Here is an 18,467-nt window from a genome sequence, read left to right on the forward strand (position 1 = left end):
AGGTAAGCTGTCTCGAATTTAAGTTGTATTTTTAGGGCGGGCGGGACGCCCACCCCACAATAATTTCACTCTTTATGGAACAGGCATCTTGCCTGTTCTTGAGAATGGTGTAAGATGTTAATTTCATCAAACTTGACTGTAAAATTTAGATGCGCCTGGGTTGAGTGAAGCAATACTACTGACAAATAACAACTAAGTCATTCTTACGATCGAGGTCTTCCCAGACTTGTAATATAAAGCACAGCTTCACCCCCAGGAATACCGAGAACGTCATTGACGCGATCGTCAAAAAAGCCCCCGATACCGCTGACACCCAAACGCAGTTGCATAGCTGCTAAATTCAACCGCTGACCCAAATGACCCGCGTCCATGTGCAAATAGCGATAAACTCGATCGCCATATTTTGCTACAGCCCTGTTCAAATCCGCCGTGTGAAATAACAGCGCCCCCGCATCTCTGCCCAAGTCTTGCCCCAAGCACAAAAAATGCAACTCCCTGCGGAAATTTTTAAACCGAATTTGCCGCAATTCTTGAGCTTTCGGAGCGTAATAGTAACAGCCTTCTTCTAACCCATTTACTCCCGAAACAGCAATAAAAGTCTCGATCAAACTTAGATCGAAATAGTCTGGAGAACCGTCTAATCCTTGGTCGATATAGTGCTGGGGCTGGTAAGTAAAATCGAGCATAGCTAGCAGTTCGCCCAAGCTCAAAGAAGCACCTGTATAAGCACGGGTAGAACGCCTTTTGAGCATAGTGTTTTCTAAAGTTTCCAGGTTCACTCCCCAAGGAATCGAAGGAGTGACCGTCGAAACTTTAGTACAAAAGGGAAAGTTGTATTTATCCTCTAGTACCCCTTCACTTTCATCAAGTTTCCAGCCGTCTGCTCCGGTAGGGTCTGAGTCTAAATGGGTGGCTTTGTGGAGGTATTTTAACAGTTGACCTTCGGAAATTTTCGGGTAATCTGTGGTGGTGTTTCCGGGCAAAGCGGTTTTAAATTTAGGCAAGTTTTGGTCAATATCTAGCAAGTCGGCTAAAGCAACTACACAAATCGCTCCTTCTTGCTCCGAGTCGATGTACAGTAATTCATTGACAGCTTCGTCGGCGAATCCTCCAATCAGGTGAGGTCGGTAATCGTTGACGGCGCAAGCTAACTCGATATTGCTCAATAAATGGCCGGTGTCTAGAAAAATTCGCCGATAAGCTCGGTCTTCGTAACGCCAAGAAGATCGGAAAAAAACAGTGGTAATGGCGATCGCCAATTGGGTATTTTCTAGCGCTGGCGACTGGAAACAAGCGGCTTGCAATGATGGCCAAACTTGACTGTCCCAAAAATGAACAAGTGAATGAGTTCTGCACTGATAGTTGTAGAGTCCGGCCGGCAACTGGGCAGTGCCGCGGGAGATTAAATAAACCTCTGCTGGGTAGAGTCCACCCGCCGACGGTGCAGATCGCAAATACAAATAGCTGTCGTCTACCGTCTGCACTTTCGCCGTCAACCCGTAGCTGCACAGCAACAAGCTAGATAACCGATGCCACCAAGCGGCATCGGGATCGGCACCGGCATCCTCCGAGGGGTCTTTTAGATAAGGCTTGAGGTCAAAATACGCTCCAATTTTATATTCTTTGAAAGGCACAGGTTGCTCTGTCCAATCGAGCTGTTTGCTTTTGGCGGCAATGGTTTCAGGGTCGTATTTTGTCCGTTCGTGGTAGTGCTGAGCAATGGAGAGAGGAAGTTCTGGCATATTTCAGTAGAGGATTCGCTTTGGTTTCTCGATCGATCTTGACATTACTAACCGCTTACTGGTCGAGCAAGGCAGAAATTTACAAATATAAAAAAAATCTTAGAAAAAATGAGATCGTTGTTACACAAGCTTAACATAAAACAATGCCTAAGTATAAATACACAAATTAATACCCATTAATTACTGTTATGGATTGGCTGCAATAGCTGTCCTCATAAAGGGATGAAAATGCAAAAGCTAAGCGCTGAGGAATTGCTCGCTCAGTATGCTGAGGGCAAGCGAAACTTTAACGCCGTTGACTTAAGTGAAGATAACTTGTTTCAAGCCGATTTGGCAGAAATAAATCTTTCTGGTAGCGTTCTGAGGGGAGCTTATTTGCCCTACGGAAATTTGACTGAAGCCAATCTTTATAAAACTGATTTGCAAGATGCTGAGTTGGGCGACATTCAACTTTATCAGGCTAACTTGTCGGAAGCAAATTTATCCAGAGCAAATTTATCCAGAGCAAATTTGCGCCACGCCAATTTACAAGGTGCCAATTTGCAGAAAGCGAATTTGCAAGGTGCGGATTTGTACAATGCAGATTTGAGGAATGCGGATTTGAGATATGCCGATTTAAGCCGAGCTAATTTGGAGAAAGCAAAGTTAACCAAAGCTCAATTAGCGGGCTGCAACTTATTTCGATCGCGCTTGGTTGATTTGTCGGAAGCTGAGTGCGATCGCACTACTATCGGGCCCGAAGGATATTGAGGATTTGCAGCGCTGCGGGCGATCGGTTTTTTAAGCCGATCGCTCTTTTTTACATTTCTTAACATCTATCGACACACCGGAAAAGGTGAGTTACAGTTGTAAAAAACTTATCGTTCCGCAACATTGACAAAAAATAACACACTTTGCAACGGGCAAACCAGGTAAAATTTATGGATTCTCCCGACAAAAAAGCCAGAGAACTCCGGCACAGAGAACAAGAACTACGGAAGCGGGAACAAGAAATTCGGCTTCGCGAACTAGAATCAGAAATCGACCGCTCAGTGCCAGAACATCTAACGAGCAAGTACGAAGAACCAGACAGCAAAGTTAACGGCAAACTCAAACAGTGGCGCCGAAAAATTATAGCAGCGGCTCAATTTACAGGCATTGTCATTGCTGTTGTCGTTGCAGTTCGCATAGCATCTTGGCTGGCAACGGCGCTGATAGTTGGAGGAATTGCTTTGATTGCTTACAAAATGTTTATTGAAGAAGACAGAAGTTAAAAAGCCCAAGCAAGAAACTCTCAGGAAACAGCCATGAACCTTAAAGTAGAAACTAGCAACTTTCTCAACGATTTAGAGCGAGTAGCCGCCGTCCGCCGAGAAATTGCCGATCGCCTCAGCAACATCGCCACCGCCATCCACCAATCAGAATTAGCAGGAGGAGAAGCATCGGGAAAACTAGGTTTAGAAACAGACAACGCTGACATTGATGTCGCCAGTAAAAACTTGCGCCAAGGAGTCTTTCGCCTGCTAGTGCTAGGCGACATGAAACGCGGAAAAAGCACTTTTCTCAATGCCTTAATCGGCGAAAACTTACTGCCCAGCGATGTAAATCCCTGTACAGCTTTGCTGACGATTTTGCGCTACGGTTCCGAAAAAAAAGTCACCGTTTATTTCAATGACGGTAAAAGCCCCAAACAGCTCGATTTTAAAAGTTTCAAACAGAACTACACAATTGACCCCGCTGAGGCCAAACGTTTAGAAGAAGAAAAGAAACCAGCATTTCCAGATATCGACTGCGCCGTAGTAGAATATCCCTTACCTTTGCTGGAAAAAGGCATAGAAATAGTAGACAGCCCCGGACTGAACGATACAGAAGCCCGCAACGAATTATCTCTCGGTTACATCAACAACTGCCACGCTATTTTGTTTGTACTCAGGGCAACTCAGCCTTGTACCATGGGTGAAAGACGCTATCTAGAAAATTACATCAAAAATCGCGGATTGAGCGTTTTCTTTCTGATCAATGCTTGGGATCAGGTGCGGGAAAGTTTGATTGACCCGGACGATCCTGAAGAGTTGGCAGAAGCAGAAGGGAAACTGCGGCGGGTTTTTCAAGCTAATTTAGCTGAATATTGTTTAACAGAAGGACACGATATTTACGACGAGCGAGTCTTTGCAATTACCTCAATTAAGGCGCTCAGGTTGCGGATCAAAAACCCGGATGCGGATTTGACAGGAACTGGTTTTCCCGAGTTTATGGCGGCACTGAATACGTTTTTGACGCAGGAAAGGGCGATTTCGGAATTGCGTCCGGCGAGGACTTTGGCGCGTCAAATTTCTGCTCGCGTCCGCGAAGCTGTTGGACGCCGATTACCATTACTCGATCGCGATGTCAATGAGTTGAAGGAAAAGATTAATTCAGTTGAGCCCGAGTTTAAAAAGCTGACTCACATTCGCGATGAATTTCAACAAGAAATTATCGGCGTTAGAGATAGTAAATCGCGGGCGATCGCAGATTCTTTCCGCGCCTACGTTCTCAACTTAGAAAACACCTTTGAAACAGATTTCTTACGGTACCAACCTGAACTGAGATTTCTGGATTTCTTCAGCCAAGGCAAGCGAGAAGCCTTTGAAGCATCGCTCAAACGAGCATTCGAGCAGTACATCAACGACAAACTGGCAGCTTGGACTCTTACGGCTGAACAAGAAATGAATTCAGCATTTTCGCACCTCTCGCAAAGTGCGGCAAATTACGGAGCATCTTACACGAAAGTGACTGAAAAAATCACCGAAAAACTGACCGGGCAAAAAATACCAGCAGCAGTCAGCAACTCAAACGAAGATAACTCGCCAGCTTGGGCAAAATGGGCGATGGGATTGTTCTCATTAACGACGGGAAATCTGGCGGGCGTAGCAATGGCAGGAGCGGGTTTTGATTGGAAAAATATTCTGCTCAACTTAATTACTGTGTTAAGCGTCAGTACGATTTTTGCTAGTTTGACGGGGGTTGTTTTGGGACCGCTGTACTTGGCTTTGTTGGGGATGGGTGTTGGCGTTTTGCAAGCAGACGGAGCTCATAAACAGTTGGTGAAAGCCGCGAAAAAAGAGCTAGTGAAATATCTGCCGCAGGTGGCTCAAGAGCAGTGGCAACCGATTCACGATGCTGTGAAAGAGTGTTTTGATGTTTACGGGCGAGAAGTGGGCGATCGCATGAATGCTGATATTAATTCTCGGAAATCAGAGTTAGATAATTTGCTGGCTCAAAAGGAATCTCGCGAGATTAATTGTCAGGCTGAATCGCAACGGTTGAAAAAATTGGAGGCTGATGTTTCTGCCGAGTCGCAGAGTATTGAATCGCTCTATCAATGTTTCCTAGCATCGGCGGGAAGCTAGGCGTGTTTTCAAACTTGAAATTAGCTTGAATTGTAGTTGGGTTTCCTTCCTAAACCCAACCTACAGAATAGTTTGAAAACACGCTCTAAGCCCCCAGTCAAATTACCGTTGTTATTCAGCCAAGATTGGGAATGATCGCAAAAAAATTGACATCGTGCGGATGGTGCTGCAGAATGGGCTTAAGGATGTGGATGAGTAGATGCAGACATTAGGGGGTAAATATGGATAATGAGAAAGTTTCACAGAAATTAGAGAGATTAGAAAGAAACTTGAAAAGTATTCAAGCCCTTGAAGACACCTCTGCCAAAATCAACCGACTTATCAACATGGCTCAACAGTTTGAACTTGTCGATCGCCCTGAGAAAGCTGAGGAAATTTATCATGAAGCCTTAGAACTTACCCAAAACTTTTCGGATAGCTATGATAAGGTTTGTTTGCTACAAAAACTTGGCTTGTTGCAAGAGGCAACCCTAATTAATCAAAAGCTGCTGAACAACAGGCTTAACCAAAATCTTCCAGATGGCCCTGAAAAGATAGATATACTTAAGCAACTAGGTCGTTTTCAAGAGGCGATCGAAATTACTCAAAGATTGACAAATGGCTATACAAAGGCAGCTACCCTAATTGAAATTGCCAATTTTATCCAAGAATCAAATCAGAAAAATCATCTCTGGCAAGAGGCACTTTTGGTTGCAGAAACAATTAAAGATCTAGAAGAAAGAGATAGAACATTAGTCCATATGGTTAATAAAAAATTAGAGATGAAGTTCGCTCGTCCCCATGAATTATTGCCTGAAGAACTGCTAGAGGATTCAATAGTTATTCAAGGCAGAGATGAAAAAAATTCAGAAGAGCAATACAAGCAAGCTGTTCAAATTGCTCTAAGAATTGAGCAGATAGAACACAGAAATACTGCATTGTACGATCTGGCGACTTCTCGATCTGATAATAGAGATTGGGGGATCGACCTCATCAATCAACACTATATTGTTACTCCCCCAGATTTTTCTGATAAACAAGTACAAGGAATGCAGTTTAGAAATAGCTGGTATTCAGATACATTAGCTGCATTTGAAGAGCCACCTTTATCAAATTGGAGCGATCGGGAGAAGATACAAACTGCCTATCGCTTTATTTATATACCTAGTTTTCATCCCAGCTTAGTCATTCGAGTTTGGGGAGATATACTGAGTCCACCTTGCTTGCAGGCTGTTACAAAAGTAGGAAGCAAGGTAGGGAGTGAAGAGCCTTGGATGCTCACAGAAGCAAAATCTTGGGAATTACTGACAGCCATCAATGAGAATAAATTTTGGCCTTCCATTACTTGGGATTTGTCTATGGGTTTTGATGGCTCGCGTTGGGTGTTTGAAGGCTGGAATCAAGGAAAATACAAGTGCTTGGATGCTTGGAGTCCTAATAATGGACCAGCATATCGCCTTGGGAAAGTTTTCTTGTCTCTCTTCCCAGAAAACTTATTAGAACTAACTAGAATTTACTGAACCTCCTACAGGTTCACGAGAATAAGTAATATCAGGCCCGATCGCTCGCTTATAATATATGTAGGTTGGGATCTTGGAACGAACCCTACGCTTCGGTTCGCCCAACAAATCTACAAAACCCAACAAATCTACAAAAAATGTTGGGTTTCACTTCGTTCAACCCAACCTACAGCTAACAAGGATACAACAATAAGCTGTTACGCATTTAAATTGGAAATTCTGGACAGGCGAGAAGCCCGTCCCACAAGAGTTTTATTGATTTTTGACACACAGTTTAAATGTAGAACAGCTTATGCAACAACCCGAAATTTATCAAAACCTGACCCACTATCTCAAATCAGCACTCGGTATTCTCGAACTTGACAAAAACTCCCAACTGTATCGAGATACCGCCTCAATCTGCGACTATCTCGCCAAACCAACTTTTCAAATTGCTGTCTTTGGCCCGTTTAATTACGGCAAGTCAACTTTGCTCAATGCTTTGCTTGGAAATCGGGCTTTGCCGATCGACCTAGTGCCCACTACAGGTGCTGCCATTTATGTCAACTACGGCGAGGAATTGCGCGCAAAAATTACCCTGAAAGACGGCACGGAAGTTAGCGAACCGGGGACTGATGTTTTGAAACGCTACGCCATCCTTGACGACGCCAGACAAATGCGGGATGATGTGGCCGCTGTTAATGTTTACTGTCCCCACCCTTTCCTGAAAACGGGTGTGGAATTGCTGGATTTGCCGGGAACCAATGACCGGGAAGAACAGGATAATTTGGTTCGGGATAAATTGCTAACGGCTGATTTAGTTGTGCAGGTTTTAGATGCTCGCAAATTGATGACTTTAGGGGAACGGGAGAATTTAAGAGATTGGTTGAGCGATCGCCACATCAACACTGTCGTTTTTGTTGCCAATTTTCTCAATCTACTCGAACCAGACGACCAAAAACAAGTTTACAATCGCTTGTTGTTTGTTGCCGAAAGTTTTCGCTCGAACTTGCCGAACAATATCAGCAATATCTACCGCGTCGATGCTTTGCCGGCTTTGAGGGCGAGGCTGAAAGGAGATGTGGCGGCCGCCCAAACTACAGGAATTGCCAGCTTTGAATCGGCTTTGCAAAGTATTGTGGCAGCTCAACAGGAAGAACTAGCAGTTAAGTTGCCTAGAATTGAAGCTATAGCTACTAAAATTTGCCAATCTCTCCGAGCCAAAGCTGAAACTGTCACGGCAGAAATAGCCGCAGCTCAAAAAAAGCACAAAGACAAAATTGAAATTAAACAAAAAGCTGAAAAACTGATATCAAAAGGGTTTTTTGCCAGCGTTTCTGACTTCGAGAGTTGGCTTTACCAGCCCACACTTTTGCAGCGGTATCAATCGGAAATGGCGCTGTCGCTTCAGGAAGGAAGTTTTGATGCGTGGAAGCTAAAATTTCAGCGAGAGGCGTTACATCAGCAGCAAACTATCGCAGAATGGGTAAATAAAGCTTGCGAATTCTTTGAGAAAGAACAGCCGATCGCACTTTTGATTTCGTTTCCTCCATCCCCGCAAGTCAGTTTACCGGAACCGCCACCACCTCCAGCTCAAAAGTCGATCGACAGCGAAGTAACTCCTGTGGCGATCGCCACAGGCTTAGGTTGGCTATTGGGCGGGCCTGTGGGAGCCGCAGTAGTCGGCGGTGCTAGCTATATTTTGAATAAAAGAACTGGGAATGAAAAGCCGGCTGAATCGTCAGAAGCTTATCTAAATCAAGTAAAGGAAATTTGCAGCGAGGCTGCTAAAAACTATCTCGCTCGCTTCAGCACCGATACTTTTTCCATGGTGCAACACTACAAGGAAATCGCCGGAAAAGTTATCTGTTTTCAAGACAGCAAAGAGCCGCTACAGACAAATATTCAGCAATACCAGATCCAGTTAATCAATAATTTGTTAGAAAATATCGAATCCTGCCTTCAAATGACTAAATCTGTAATTAACGGCAAATGATCCGAACCGACATTTCGACCAGTACGAATCTTCAAAACACCAATTTCTTTGCTGACTAGAAAGTGATCTATCGGAATATAAGCCACCGGCATAAAAGTCGGCCAAGTCGGTAAAATGCCAAAACCCGATCGCGCATTTCGCAAATTTCCGGTTTTGACCATATTTTTGTAGAACGGCGACCACATTGTGGTATTTAAATCCCCAACCACAATCAGGGGATTTTTTACTTGGGCTGCATACTCGCCGATGCCTGCTAGCTGTTTATTGCGATCGATAAAACTCTGCTGTTTGATCGGCACAGTCGGATGAGCAAGAATCAAAGAAATAGTTTTACCTTGAAATTCAACATCCGATAACAGACTCTTTCTTTTGTTAGAAAAAGCTTTAACAGAGGGATTTTTTAAAGGCAGCTTGCTGTATATTGCACTGCCAAATGCCTCAGATTCTTGCTGGTTGGAAGAGTAAGGAAAAATCTCGCTTAAAACCGATAACTGTTTTGCCCAAGTTGAGTTGACTTCTACAAAAACCGCGATATCAGGTTGTTCTGCTTTAACCAGCGAGATCACCTCAGAATATCGCCGATTACTCCTTAAAACATTTGAATGCAAAATCCGCAAGTTGTGTCCGGGAGTTGCTGCGGCAACGGCTGGCGCTGGAAAATACCAAGGCACAATTTCCGCCAAATTAATAATAATGCAAAATGCGCTCACCAACAACCATATTTTTTTTGATCGCACCAGAGCGAAAAATATAAAAGTAGAGAAACCAACCAGCAGATATTGTAGTTTAAAATGAGAACTTAATTCCAGAAAAATGTTTAATTCTCCTAAATAACCGACTATTGACAATACGGCATTTACAGTTGCTGCGATAATAAACCATTTTAAAATTATGTGCTTCAAACTAAGGTTTTGGTTGGGGATGCTGTGCATCACCGCCCATTTGAGCTTTATTTTAAGGTCGTTAGTAATCGGCAATTTATCAATTTCTCTTACCAGTTGTTCTTCCTGTTCCAACTCTCGCCGCTTTTGATAAAATCTCACCAGCAAGCTATCTACCACAAAATAACTAACAGAATTGGCAACAAATCCTACAAATACCAACACACCTAAGCCGATCAGCATACCAAAGGAACCGCCAACTTTGACCAAACCCGACCAAACGGCTGCGTCACCTGTTTTTCCTGTAGCTAATATGGCGATAAATAGCATTAAAGTCGGCAATCCGACCGTGATTGTGTTTCTGATGATAGAGTCCATTATACAAATTTAAATTTTAGATTTTAGATTGGGAATGAATGATGCAGTTTGTATAGTCAGCACTACGGACTGGTTGACTTAATCACGGCTTGACAAAATAGAGATACTCCTTAACTTTCATATATTTCTAAAGGTAAGTTGTCTGGATCTCGGAAAAATGTAAAAGGTTTTTCGGTAATTTCGTCAATGCGAATTTCTTCTACTTCTACTTGTTGGGATTTTAAGTAAGCAACTGATGCTTCTATGTCCTCAACTGCAAAAGCTAAATGTCTCAAACCGCAAGCTTCAGGATTGTTAGTTCTTTCAGGAGGATGGGGAAATGAGAAAAGCTCAATGGTGTCGCCGTTTCCGACTCGCAAATCTAGTTTGTAAGAATTCCTCTCGGTTCGGAAAGTTTCTTTGATAATTGAACATCCCAATACTTCTACATAAAATTTCTTCGATGCTTCGTAATCCGAGCAAATAATCGCCACATGATGTATTGCCTTTATTTTCATCTGAAAAAAGTTAGTTAGTTGCGTTTTTCTGAGAGGTGGCATCATTCTCAATAAGCTTTTTATGAACAGCCAAGATGCCTGTTCCACACAGAGTGAGTTTTCTTGTGGAACAGGCCCGAAAGCCTGTTCTTGAGAATGATGCAAGATGTGAGGTTTTTTCAAATGCACAGCACGCTATTAACAATTATATTTGACGATCGCAGACACGGCGAGAAACCCTGGGAAATTCACGGCGATCGCCCTGAATTTTCCCTCGCCCAAATCTTAATCGGAAAAATTTCTGCAAAAAAAGTACCCTACTTTGATAAAATGAGAGTTTTGCAGTCAATCACCCAATTTGCATCTCAGGAGACAAGGATTATGGCCCGTATGTATTACGACACCGACGCGAACCTAGACCTCTTAGCCAACAAAACGATTGCTATCATCGGCTACGGTTCCCAAGGACACGCCCACGCGCTTAACCTCAAAGACAGTGGCATGAATGTCGTTGTCGGTTTGTATCCCGGTAGCAAATCTGCAGCCAAAGCAACCGACGCGGGTTTAACAGTTCACCCGGTAGACAAAGCAGCCGCCGCTGCTGACTTCATCATGATTTTATTGCCCGATGAAGTTCAAAAAACTATTTACAAAGAACAAATCGAACCGAACCTTTCTGAAGGAAATGTTTTAGCATTTGCTCACGGTTTTAACATTCACTTCGGCCAAGTTGTTCCCCCTGCCAATGTAGACGTAGTAATGGTTGCGCCCAAAGGCCCCGGACACTTGGTACGGCGGACTTACGAACAAGGCGAAGGTGTTCCGAGTTTGTTTGCAGTATATCAAGATGCTTCCGGTCAAGCGCGCGATCGGGCAATGGCCTATGCTAAAGGTATCGGCGGCACCAGAGCCGGCATCCTGGAAACCACTTTCCGCGAAGAAACAGAAACGGATCTTTTTGGCGAACAAGTAGTTTTGTGTGGCGGTTTGAGCGCCTTAATTAAAGCTGGATTTGAAACTTTAGTTGACGCCGGATACCAACCGGAATTAGCTTATTTTGAATGTTTGCACGAAGTTAAACTTATCGTTGACTTAGTAGTAGAAGGAGGCCTCGCCAAAATGCGCGACAGCATCTCCAATACCGCAGAATACGGCGATTTAACTCGCGGCCCCCGCATCGTCACGGATCAAACCCGCGCCGAAATGCGTAAAATTCTCAGCGAAATTCAATCCGGTCAATTTGCCCGCGAATTCGTTCTGGAAAACCAAGCCGGCAAACCGGGCTTTACCTCCATGCGCCGTCAGGAAGCAGAACATCCTATTGAAGAAGTTGGTAAAGATTTGCGAGCTATGTTTAGCTGGTTGAAAAAGCAGGCTTAATCAATTTTAGATTTTAGATGGGAGTACAAATCTAAAACAGTCTGGACGCATAACCTCTATCTGTAGGGTGTGCAATGCACACCTTACCGCTAGGAGGAAAATCTAAAATCTCAAGTTTAATCGATTTGAGATTGGAGGAAAAATCTAAAATCTACAATCTCAAATCTTTATGTTTGGTTGGGCTTCGCTTAACCCAACCTACAAGAAAATGGCTAGGTATTGTTAGAGAACCAAGTTTCTAGTTAGTAAATCAAAACTAGCGACTTGGACTAGGGCTTTTTTCCAAGTTCTCAATCTCCTTATCCCTTTGCTTGTTTGAATCTTTCGGCTTCACCCATGATGGCCACAACCCCACGAAGAACTTTCGACTTGCCACGCTAGTATCTCTTACAGGTTTGGGGAGAAAAGTTAAAGTGTCACCGTAAATGGTAAACAGGGCTATAAACAGCAGCAACAGCGGGATAAGATTTTTTTTAGGCATCGCAGTTTGGGAGTAGAGTTTGTGAAAGCGCTTTGTTATATTTTGCCCTTGCACGGACAAAATATATCAGTAACAGCTTAAGAAGAAAATACAGCCCTGGGGGGTAAGGGGCGTCCCCTACAACAGGAAAGCCGGCTAGTCGCAATATGATGTCCCCTCGAACTACCACTACAAACACCTTTATTATAGGTGTTCGAGCGGACATCAGATTATTAGCTAATAACTAATAGTGGTAAGGTTCGGACTGCGAACCCTACGTAATTATGTTCTGGGTCGAGAACTCAACAAAATACTATGTTTTTTTTGCGCTTACCTACTTAACGACTAATGATTAATTACTACTTATTCCCTTGAATAAAAGTTTGCACTACTGTATGAATTTCCGGGGAAATTTCTGTTACTAACCGCACCGGGATTGCCGATGTAGAAGCAAATTGCGCGTATTCTGGTGTTAGAAAGACTGCATATTTGTCAGATTCAGCAGTCAGTTGAGCGACGGTAGCCAAACTTACAGCTTTAATATAATTGCGTATGCTAACAGCTTGGTCGCCGACAAGTTCATCCCCAGTAATTACTGTGCTCGGCCTACGAACTTGGTGTAAAGTTGTACTGGGATCTTTGACGCTTAAGTGGGTTCCTCCTACAAAACCGACTAGCCATTTAGGAGATGGAATTTTCGGAAAGCCGGCAATTTGTTCGGCTAAGGCGGGAGTTGTTTTGTCGGCAGAAGATGCTACTATTAAAGTAGGAATTTGAATTGCACTTAAACCCGTTTCTCCAAATAGTAATGATGTGATCGGATTCATGGCGATCGCCCTTTTAATCCTCGCATCCCGCAATTGATACCGCTCTTCGGGCAATCCGGCCGCCGCGCACTGAATGCCTTCGCCCAAGCTGAACCCAATCAAATCTCCCTGACACCGCTGTTTGAGTCCGCTCAATTGCACTTCGGCGCCGGCCAAGGACAAGGCTGTAGCGCCGCCGAAGGAATAGCCAATTATTACGGCTGGGTCGATCGCTATTTTCCCCTGCAAATTATCATCAGTTTGGTTCAATTTTGTCAGTTCGTCGAGTACAAAACTGATGTCTTTGGGACGGTCTAAAAACTCTTGAGGAGCTAGCAAGGGACACTTACCCGCCATCGCAGCATTGGTATTCGTCTCGTTGCTGCCCGGATGTTCTAAAGCTGCTACCACATAGCCATGAGACGCCAAATGCTCGGCTAAGTAGCGCAAATCCGTGCGGACGGAACCCAACCCGTGAGAAAAGACGATCGTCGGTTTGTCGGCTGTCGCAGCTTCCGACCAGTACACATCAACCGGAATAGGTCGATTGCGGGCGCTATCGTTCAAATCTAGCGCCCGTACCTGCACCGAATTAGGGCCGGGCTGGGTTGGATCGAAAGGAAGGTTAAACGCGGGTTTAACCGGTGCTAACTGAGGTGCGATCGCCTCCATAAAGCGCTGAGTTTGCCAAAAACTTGCGTTCATATTTCCCAAAACTGCGAAAGCTCGATCGAGATCCACCACGACCCGCGAGCTCGGATAAGATTCAATGAAACTCAATACCGATAAGCCTTCCGGCGCGTTTGCTCCCAGCAGCAGAGCCGATCGCAGCGCTTCGACACCCCCACCGTCGCGCCTGGGTATCACTGTAGTCAAATCCGTCAGGATGGCAGTGCCGATGCCCGTATTTAGCAAGTTGCTCAGGCCGACTACATTTAGGGGAATTTTCGCTTGCAGCGCCCGAAAGATTTTACTGCGCTGTTCGTCAGACAGGAGATTGGCATAAGCTTGCAGTCTGGCGGGGACTTTTCCTGTTTCTGCGAGTTCGCGCAAATCCGCAACCGATATTGACGATTCTAAAATACCTTTGCGTACAACAACCGTTTCTGCAGCTTTTACAGGAGATGTCGTGTCGCTGAAAGGATTAATCGAAATCGAACCCAAAACACTCGCCACTGAAGAAAACCATCTGAAATTTGGTCTGATGCTCATTTTTACTTTATTGAACTAGAGAGGATAGATCACCATATTCTCAAAATTCTCCCAGATACCGAGAAATTGTCCTAGATGCCGAGAAACTGCCTCCATCGGGGTGCGGTCGTCAAGGCCTCTACGCATATTTACTTGCCGATCGCACATTCCGTACCTAAGTACACTTCTTGTGCGGGTGCTAATGATGATCGGTTGAAGGATTTTTTAATCGACATCCCAAAAAATACAAACTTCGCGAGTGAAAAGAGCGATCTAGTGTATTTCCGAACCGAGCAAAGGTGCGGAAATTTTGCTAGCAATTACGTTGGATTAGGATTAAATATAAGACTTACAGAATTGTCACAAATAGGGGGGGAATTTTTAGGTATGTAGTTGCGCTTGTGCGCTCTTAGATTAGGAAAGAGCGAGTCGAGCGCAACTACATACCTTTGTTTAATTTGCCACTTGGCTTTAGTCCTAAAATCTTAACCGCAAATGAATCCAGATTCATAACATAATCTGCGGTTAAAATATTCCTCAAGATACAGGAAAATAAACAACAAGCATCGAAATATCTGGGTGAACCCGGGCGATAGCTTCCGGTTCTTTGAGAGTTCCCGATTTTTCCCACAATTTCTGTTGCTGAGAAAGTGTTGTTAAAATCAGCAAATCGTGTTCTAACAAATTCTGCGAAACTAGCTTGGTAAAATTTCCCCGCACCCGATTTACTGGTATCTCAGAAAGAATTTCCACCTCCGTCGCAGTTTTGTTGCTTTTTTCCCGTTGTGTCGCCACCAACAACACTTGCAAAGTCGCTTTGAGTTCCTCAGCCAAACTCTTAGCAATATCCACGGTTTCCTGAAACCCAAACCGAGTCAACTCGCTGTCAGTTACCGCCAAAATAACTCTGGCTGTATTCTGAAGAGGATCGGGAAATCGAGCAATCAGTACGGGTACGGGCGATCGCCTTACTACATTGTCAATAATGCTGCCAAAAAAATTGTCGCGAGTCGTGGAAAATCCCTTCCAACCGCAAACTATTAAACTAGCTTCGCGTTCGGTTGCACTCCGCAGAATTCCGCGATCGATCGCATCATCTATCCTCGCGATCGGTTCAACCGCACAAGCAGCAGCATGGGCAACAGTTTGCGCCGCCGTCAAAAGTTGAGTTTGTTGCATTTTATCGGCGGGCGAAATTGCTTCCCCGCGATCGGACAAAATATGCAGGGGCAGCAAAGTTCCCTGATATCTTTTTGCTAAAATCAAAGCCAAACGCAGCAAATTATCTTCCGTATTCGGATTAGCAACAGGCACTAAAACTCGATCTCCCCATGAATTTTTTCCCGGACTAGCCGCCGACAAAATCGACTCGGGCTGCTGCATTTCTTGGCCCCACCGAGATACAATCCAAGGAGAAGCGACACAAGTTACTAAAATCATGGCAATGATGCCGTTCACCGTTACGCGATCGACCAATTTAATCTCAAAAGCAACCGTAATCGCAGCCAAAGTAGAAGCAGCTTGAGCACCAGAAAGACCGAACATTACCATAATGTTGGGAAACTCAAAACCAAATAATTTCCCCGGTATCCAAGCTGCCAAAAACTTGCTCACCACCTCTGCTAAAATCATCACCGCCGCCACCAATAAAGACTGCGGCTGCTTTACCAAAATTAGCGGGTCGATTAACATCCCCACAGAAATCAGAAAAAACGGGACAAACAGCGTGTTGCCAATAAACTCAATCCGATTCATCAGGGGACTCATTTTCGGAATAATTTGAGTAATCGCAATCCCCGATAAAAACGCACCAATAATTGCCTCAATTTCAATTAGTTCGGCTGCGTAAGAAACTAGAAATAGGGTAGCCAATACAAATATAAATTCGGCATTTTCGTCGTGTCCGAATTTCTTAAAAAACCAGCGACCGATTTTGGGGACTCCCCACAAAGTACCAAAAGTGTAGATAGCAAGAGAGGGAATGAGAACCAGCCAAAAATCTAGAGTGAGATTTCCTTTGTAAGCTTTGACAACAATTGCCAGCACCAACAGTCCCAACACATTCGTAATTAAAGTCCCCCCCAAAGTCGCAGTAATAGTCTGAGTTCGCATCAATCCCAATTTTGTGAGAATTGGCAGTGCTAAAAGCGTGTGCGTAGCGAAACAAGAAGCAATTAAAATTGAAGCCAGCCAGCTATATCCCAACAGCAGCATCGCTCCCGTCCCCAATATCATCGGCAACGAAAAAGTAGCCAGTCCAAATATGACAGCTTTGTCCGCATTAAGTTTGAGGTCGTCGAGGCTAGTTTCCAGTCCCGCTAGGAACATCAAAAACAGCAATCCTACTGTACCTAACAAAACAATAGTAGCGTCCCGTTGCAGCAAATTGAAACCGTTGGGTCCTACAATTACGCCAGCAATAATTAAACCCACTATTCCCGGTAGTCGCAAACGCTCAAATAACAGCGGCGCGATTAGCATGATTGCTAAAAGAACTAGAAAAACGGGGACGGGAGCGGTAATCGGGCCCGAAGTTAACATAAATTTCACCCTAAATCTTGGCAGCAAACTGCTACTATATTTAAGATAAAACAATCAAAATATCTATCAATCTAAAGAGGTATAATCAATAATTTACAGCGTAATTATTAATAAGTAGGACTGGGCGGGAGAAACCCTGTTTCTTGGTAAAACCTGGGTTTGATGACGAGAAATTTATGAAAAAAGCCGGGTTTCTAGTTCCCCGCGCCCAAGTCCTGATGGCGAATAATACCCAGAAAAAAGGGAAACGTGCTTTTATCCCTTGCTCTTGTCTATTTAAAATCTAAAACCGGGAAAGGTTTCGCCGCTTCCATCTGCGCGGCTAAAGCAATTAAAGTTGCTTCCGCAGCCGGTCGCCCGATAATCTGAATTCCCACCGGCAAACCGTTGTCATCTAAAATGGCAGGAAGTGTGATCGCAGGTAAACCGCTAGCATTAAACGGCGGACAAGGAGCTACCCAATTAATAATGCGCTGCAAAGTTTCTTCAAAACTCAAATCCGCCCACTCCCCAATCCGGATTGGCGAGTGCATATAAGTTGGCAAAACTAACACATCAAATTTTTCAAAGAATCCCACAATCCGCCGTGAAATAACCTGCATTTGATTCACCGCCCGCAAATATTCCCCAGCCGAAATAGTTCTTTCTAACAGCCAGCGATTCATCGGTTCCAAAGCAGGGCCTGGAATGCCGCTTGCCGCCGCCCCCGACTGCCAAATTGCGATAAACGGTTCGATTAAACCCGTAAAATCTGGGCATCCAGGTTCGACATCATGACCCAAATCAGTCAGTAACTTGACGGTTTCGAGTACCGCTTGCTGACAGATAGGCGCAGCCTCGCCCACAGGGGAAATAGTCGTAGAAAACGCAATTCGCAGTTTGCCCGACTTTTGACGCGAAGCCTCTAAAAACGTCGGATTTGAATCGGGTAGCCAGTACGGATCGCCTGTTGTGTAGCCTGACATTACATCCAAAAGTGCGGCGGCGTCAGCTACAGTTCGCGCCAATGGGCCGTTGGCAGAAATGCCGCTGAGGTAATCTCCGACAGGTGCCCAGGAAACTCGCCCCCGCGATGGTTTAATGCCCACTAAACCGCAGCAGGAAGCTGGGCCTCGGATCGAACCGCCGCCGTCTGAACCTTGGGCGATCGCGCACAAACCCGCTGCTACAGCCGCCGCTGAGCCTCCGCTGGAACCTCCGGGCGTATAGTCTAAATTCCAGGGATTGCGGGCGGGCGGGAAACCTTCTGGTTCGGTGTAAGGTAATGAGCCAATTTGAGAGGTGGCGGTTTTGCCCAGAATGTTAAATCCCGCTGCTTTGATCCGCCATACTACTGACTCGTCGTAGGCAGAGATGTTACCCAGCAAAGCCTGAGTGCCGTAGGTACAGGGAAGGCCGGTAACTGGTGTCAAGTCTTTAATGGCGATCGGCACTCCGAAAAAAGGTGGCAATTCCTGTGGCTTGTTTAACCCAGCTAGTTTTTCGGTTTGAGATTTAGCGAGGGCGATCGCCCGCTCTGCCGTTACAGTAAAATAACTGCCCAGCTCAGGGTTTAATCGATCGATGCGTTCCAAGTAGAGATTGACAATTTCTAAAGGCGAGACTTCCAGGGTGCGGATCGACTCCGCCAACTCCAGAGCTGGAGTAAAAGCCCGAGCGACAGAATTCATCGGTTTAAGTCCTTAATAATTGGATGAAGTATCAATTTATACTGTTTGAGTGCGGAAAACTCTTTCCATTAAAAAATTTATCCAAAAATGTGGAAAATCC

General features: G+C 44.7%; 13 protein-coding genes. 6 read left to right on the forward strand and 7 right to left on the reverse strand.

What is annotated here, in order from left to right:
• Positions 1-203: 203 nt before the first annotated feature.
• Positions 204-1,742 carry a SagB/ThcOx family dehydrogenase gene (locus tag QUB33_RS09695; protein WP_333349822.1) on the reverse strand — a complete coding sequence of 513 codons (1,539 nt, stop codon included), beginning with the start codon at positions 1,740-1,742 and terminating at the stop codon, positions 204-206.
• Positions 1,743-1,970: 228 nt separating this feature from the next.
• Here QUB33_RS09695 and QUB33_RS09700 point away from each other — a divergent pair, with 228 nt between their 5' ends.
• From QUB33_RS09700 to QUB33_RS09720, 5 genes are all read left to right on the forward strand, one after another.
• The gene (locus QUB33_RS09700) at positions 1,971-2,492 is read left to right on the forward strand and encodes a pentapeptide repeat-containing protein (RefSeq protein ID WP_333349824.1); all 522 of its coding nucleotides are present in this window, start codon (positions 1,971-1,973) and stop codon (positions 2,490-2,492) included.
• 170 nt (positions 2,493-2,662) lie between these two features.
• Positions 2,663-2,995 (forward strand): hypothetical protein, encoded by a 333-nt coding sequence (locus tag QUB33_RS09705; protein WP_333349826.1) that lies wholly within the window; start codon positions 2,663-2,665, stop codon positions 2,993-2,995.
• A 33-nt stretch (positions 2,996-3,028) separates the two neighbouring features.
• Entirely contained in the window at positions 3,029-5,110 is a 2,082-nt protein-coding gene (locus tag QUB33_RS09710) for a dynamin family protein (protein ID WP_333349828.1), read from the forward strand.
• Between the two features lie 221 nt (positions 5,111-5,331).
• Positions 5,332-6,609, forward strand: a complete 1,278-nt coding sequence (locus tag QUB33_RS09715) for a hypothetical protein (RefSeq protein ID WP_333349830.1) — start codon at positions 5,332-5,334, stop codon at positions 6,607-6,609.
• Between the two features lie 292 nt (positions 6,610-6,901).
• Positions 6,902-8,584 (forward strand): dynamin family protein, encoded by a 1,683-nt coding sequence (locus tag QUB33_RS09720; RefSeq protein WP_333349832.1) that lies wholly within the window; start codon positions 6,902-6,904, stop codon positions 8,582-8,584.
• On the opposite strand, the gene QUB33_RS09725 is transcribed toward QUB33_RS09720, so the two are convergent.
• Together QUB33_RS09725 and gloA2 are read right to left on the reverse strand one after the other, a co-directional pair.
• A complete protein-coding gene (locus tag QUB33_RS09725; RefSeq protein WP_333349834.1) occupies positions 8,551-9,843 on the reverse strand; it encodes an endonuclease/exonuclease/phosphatase family protein in 1,293 nt (430 codons plus the stop codon). The two genes, QUB33_RS09720 and QUB33_RS09725, sit on opposite strands and share 34 nt — an antisense overlap.
• A gap of 110 nt (positions 9,844-9,953) precedes the next feature.
• Complete coding sequence (gene gloA2, locus QUB33_RS09730; RefSeq protein ID WP_333349836.1) at positions 9,954-10,502, reverse strand: SMU1112c/YaeR family gloxylase I-like metalloprotein; 549 nt, start codon at positions 10,500-10,502, stop codon at positions 9,954-9,956.
• Here gloA2 and ilvC point away from each other — a divergent pair, their 5' ends adjacent.
• On the forward strand, positions 10,503-11,699 hold the full coding sequence (gene ilvC, locus QUB33_RS09735) for a ketol-acid reductoisomerase (protein WP_445299518.1): 1,197 nt from the start codon (positions 10,503-10,505) through the stop codon (positions 11,697-11,699).
• A 256-nt stretch (positions 11,700-11,955) separates the two neighbouring features.
• Here ilvC and QUB33_RS09740 read toward each other — a convergent pair whose 3' ends face one another.
• The 4 genes from QUB33_RS09740 to QUB33_RS09755 form a co-directional block, all read right to left on the reverse strand.
• Positions 11,956-12,180 carry a hypothetical protein gene (locus QUB33_RS09740; protein ID WP_333349838.1) on the reverse strand — a complete coding sequence of 75 codons (225 nt, stop codon included), beginning with the start codon at positions 12,178-12,180 and terminating at the stop codon, positions 11,956-11,958.
• A 338-nt stretch (positions 12,181-12,518) separates the two neighbouring features.
• A complete protein-coding gene (locus tag QUB33_RS09745; protein ID WP_333349840.1) occupies positions 12,519-14,177 on the reverse strand; it encodes an alpha/beta hydrolase in 1,659 nt (552 codons plus the stop codon).
• Between the two features lie 516 nt (positions 14,178-14,693).
• The gene (locus QUB33_RS09750; RefSeq protein ID WP_333349842.1) at positions 14,694-16,697 is read right to left on the reverse strand and encodes a cation:proton antiporter domain-containing protein; all 2,004 of its coding nucleotides are present in this window, start codon (positions 16,695-16,697) and stop codon (positions 14,694-14,696) included.
• Between the two features lie 272 nt (positions 16,698-16,969).
• Complete coding sequence (locus QUB33_RS09755; protein ID WP_333349844.1) at positions 16,970-18,367, reverse strand: amidase; 1,398 nt, start codon at positions 18,365-18,367, stop codon at positions 16,970-16,972.
• Positions 18,368-18,467 lie beyond the last annotated feature (100 nt).

Source organism: Microcoleus sp. B3-A4, assembly GCF_036705385.1.
In the GTDB taxonomy this organism is placed as follows: Bacteria; Cyanobacteriota; Cyanobacteriia; order Cyanobacteriales; family Microcoleaceae; genus Microcoleus.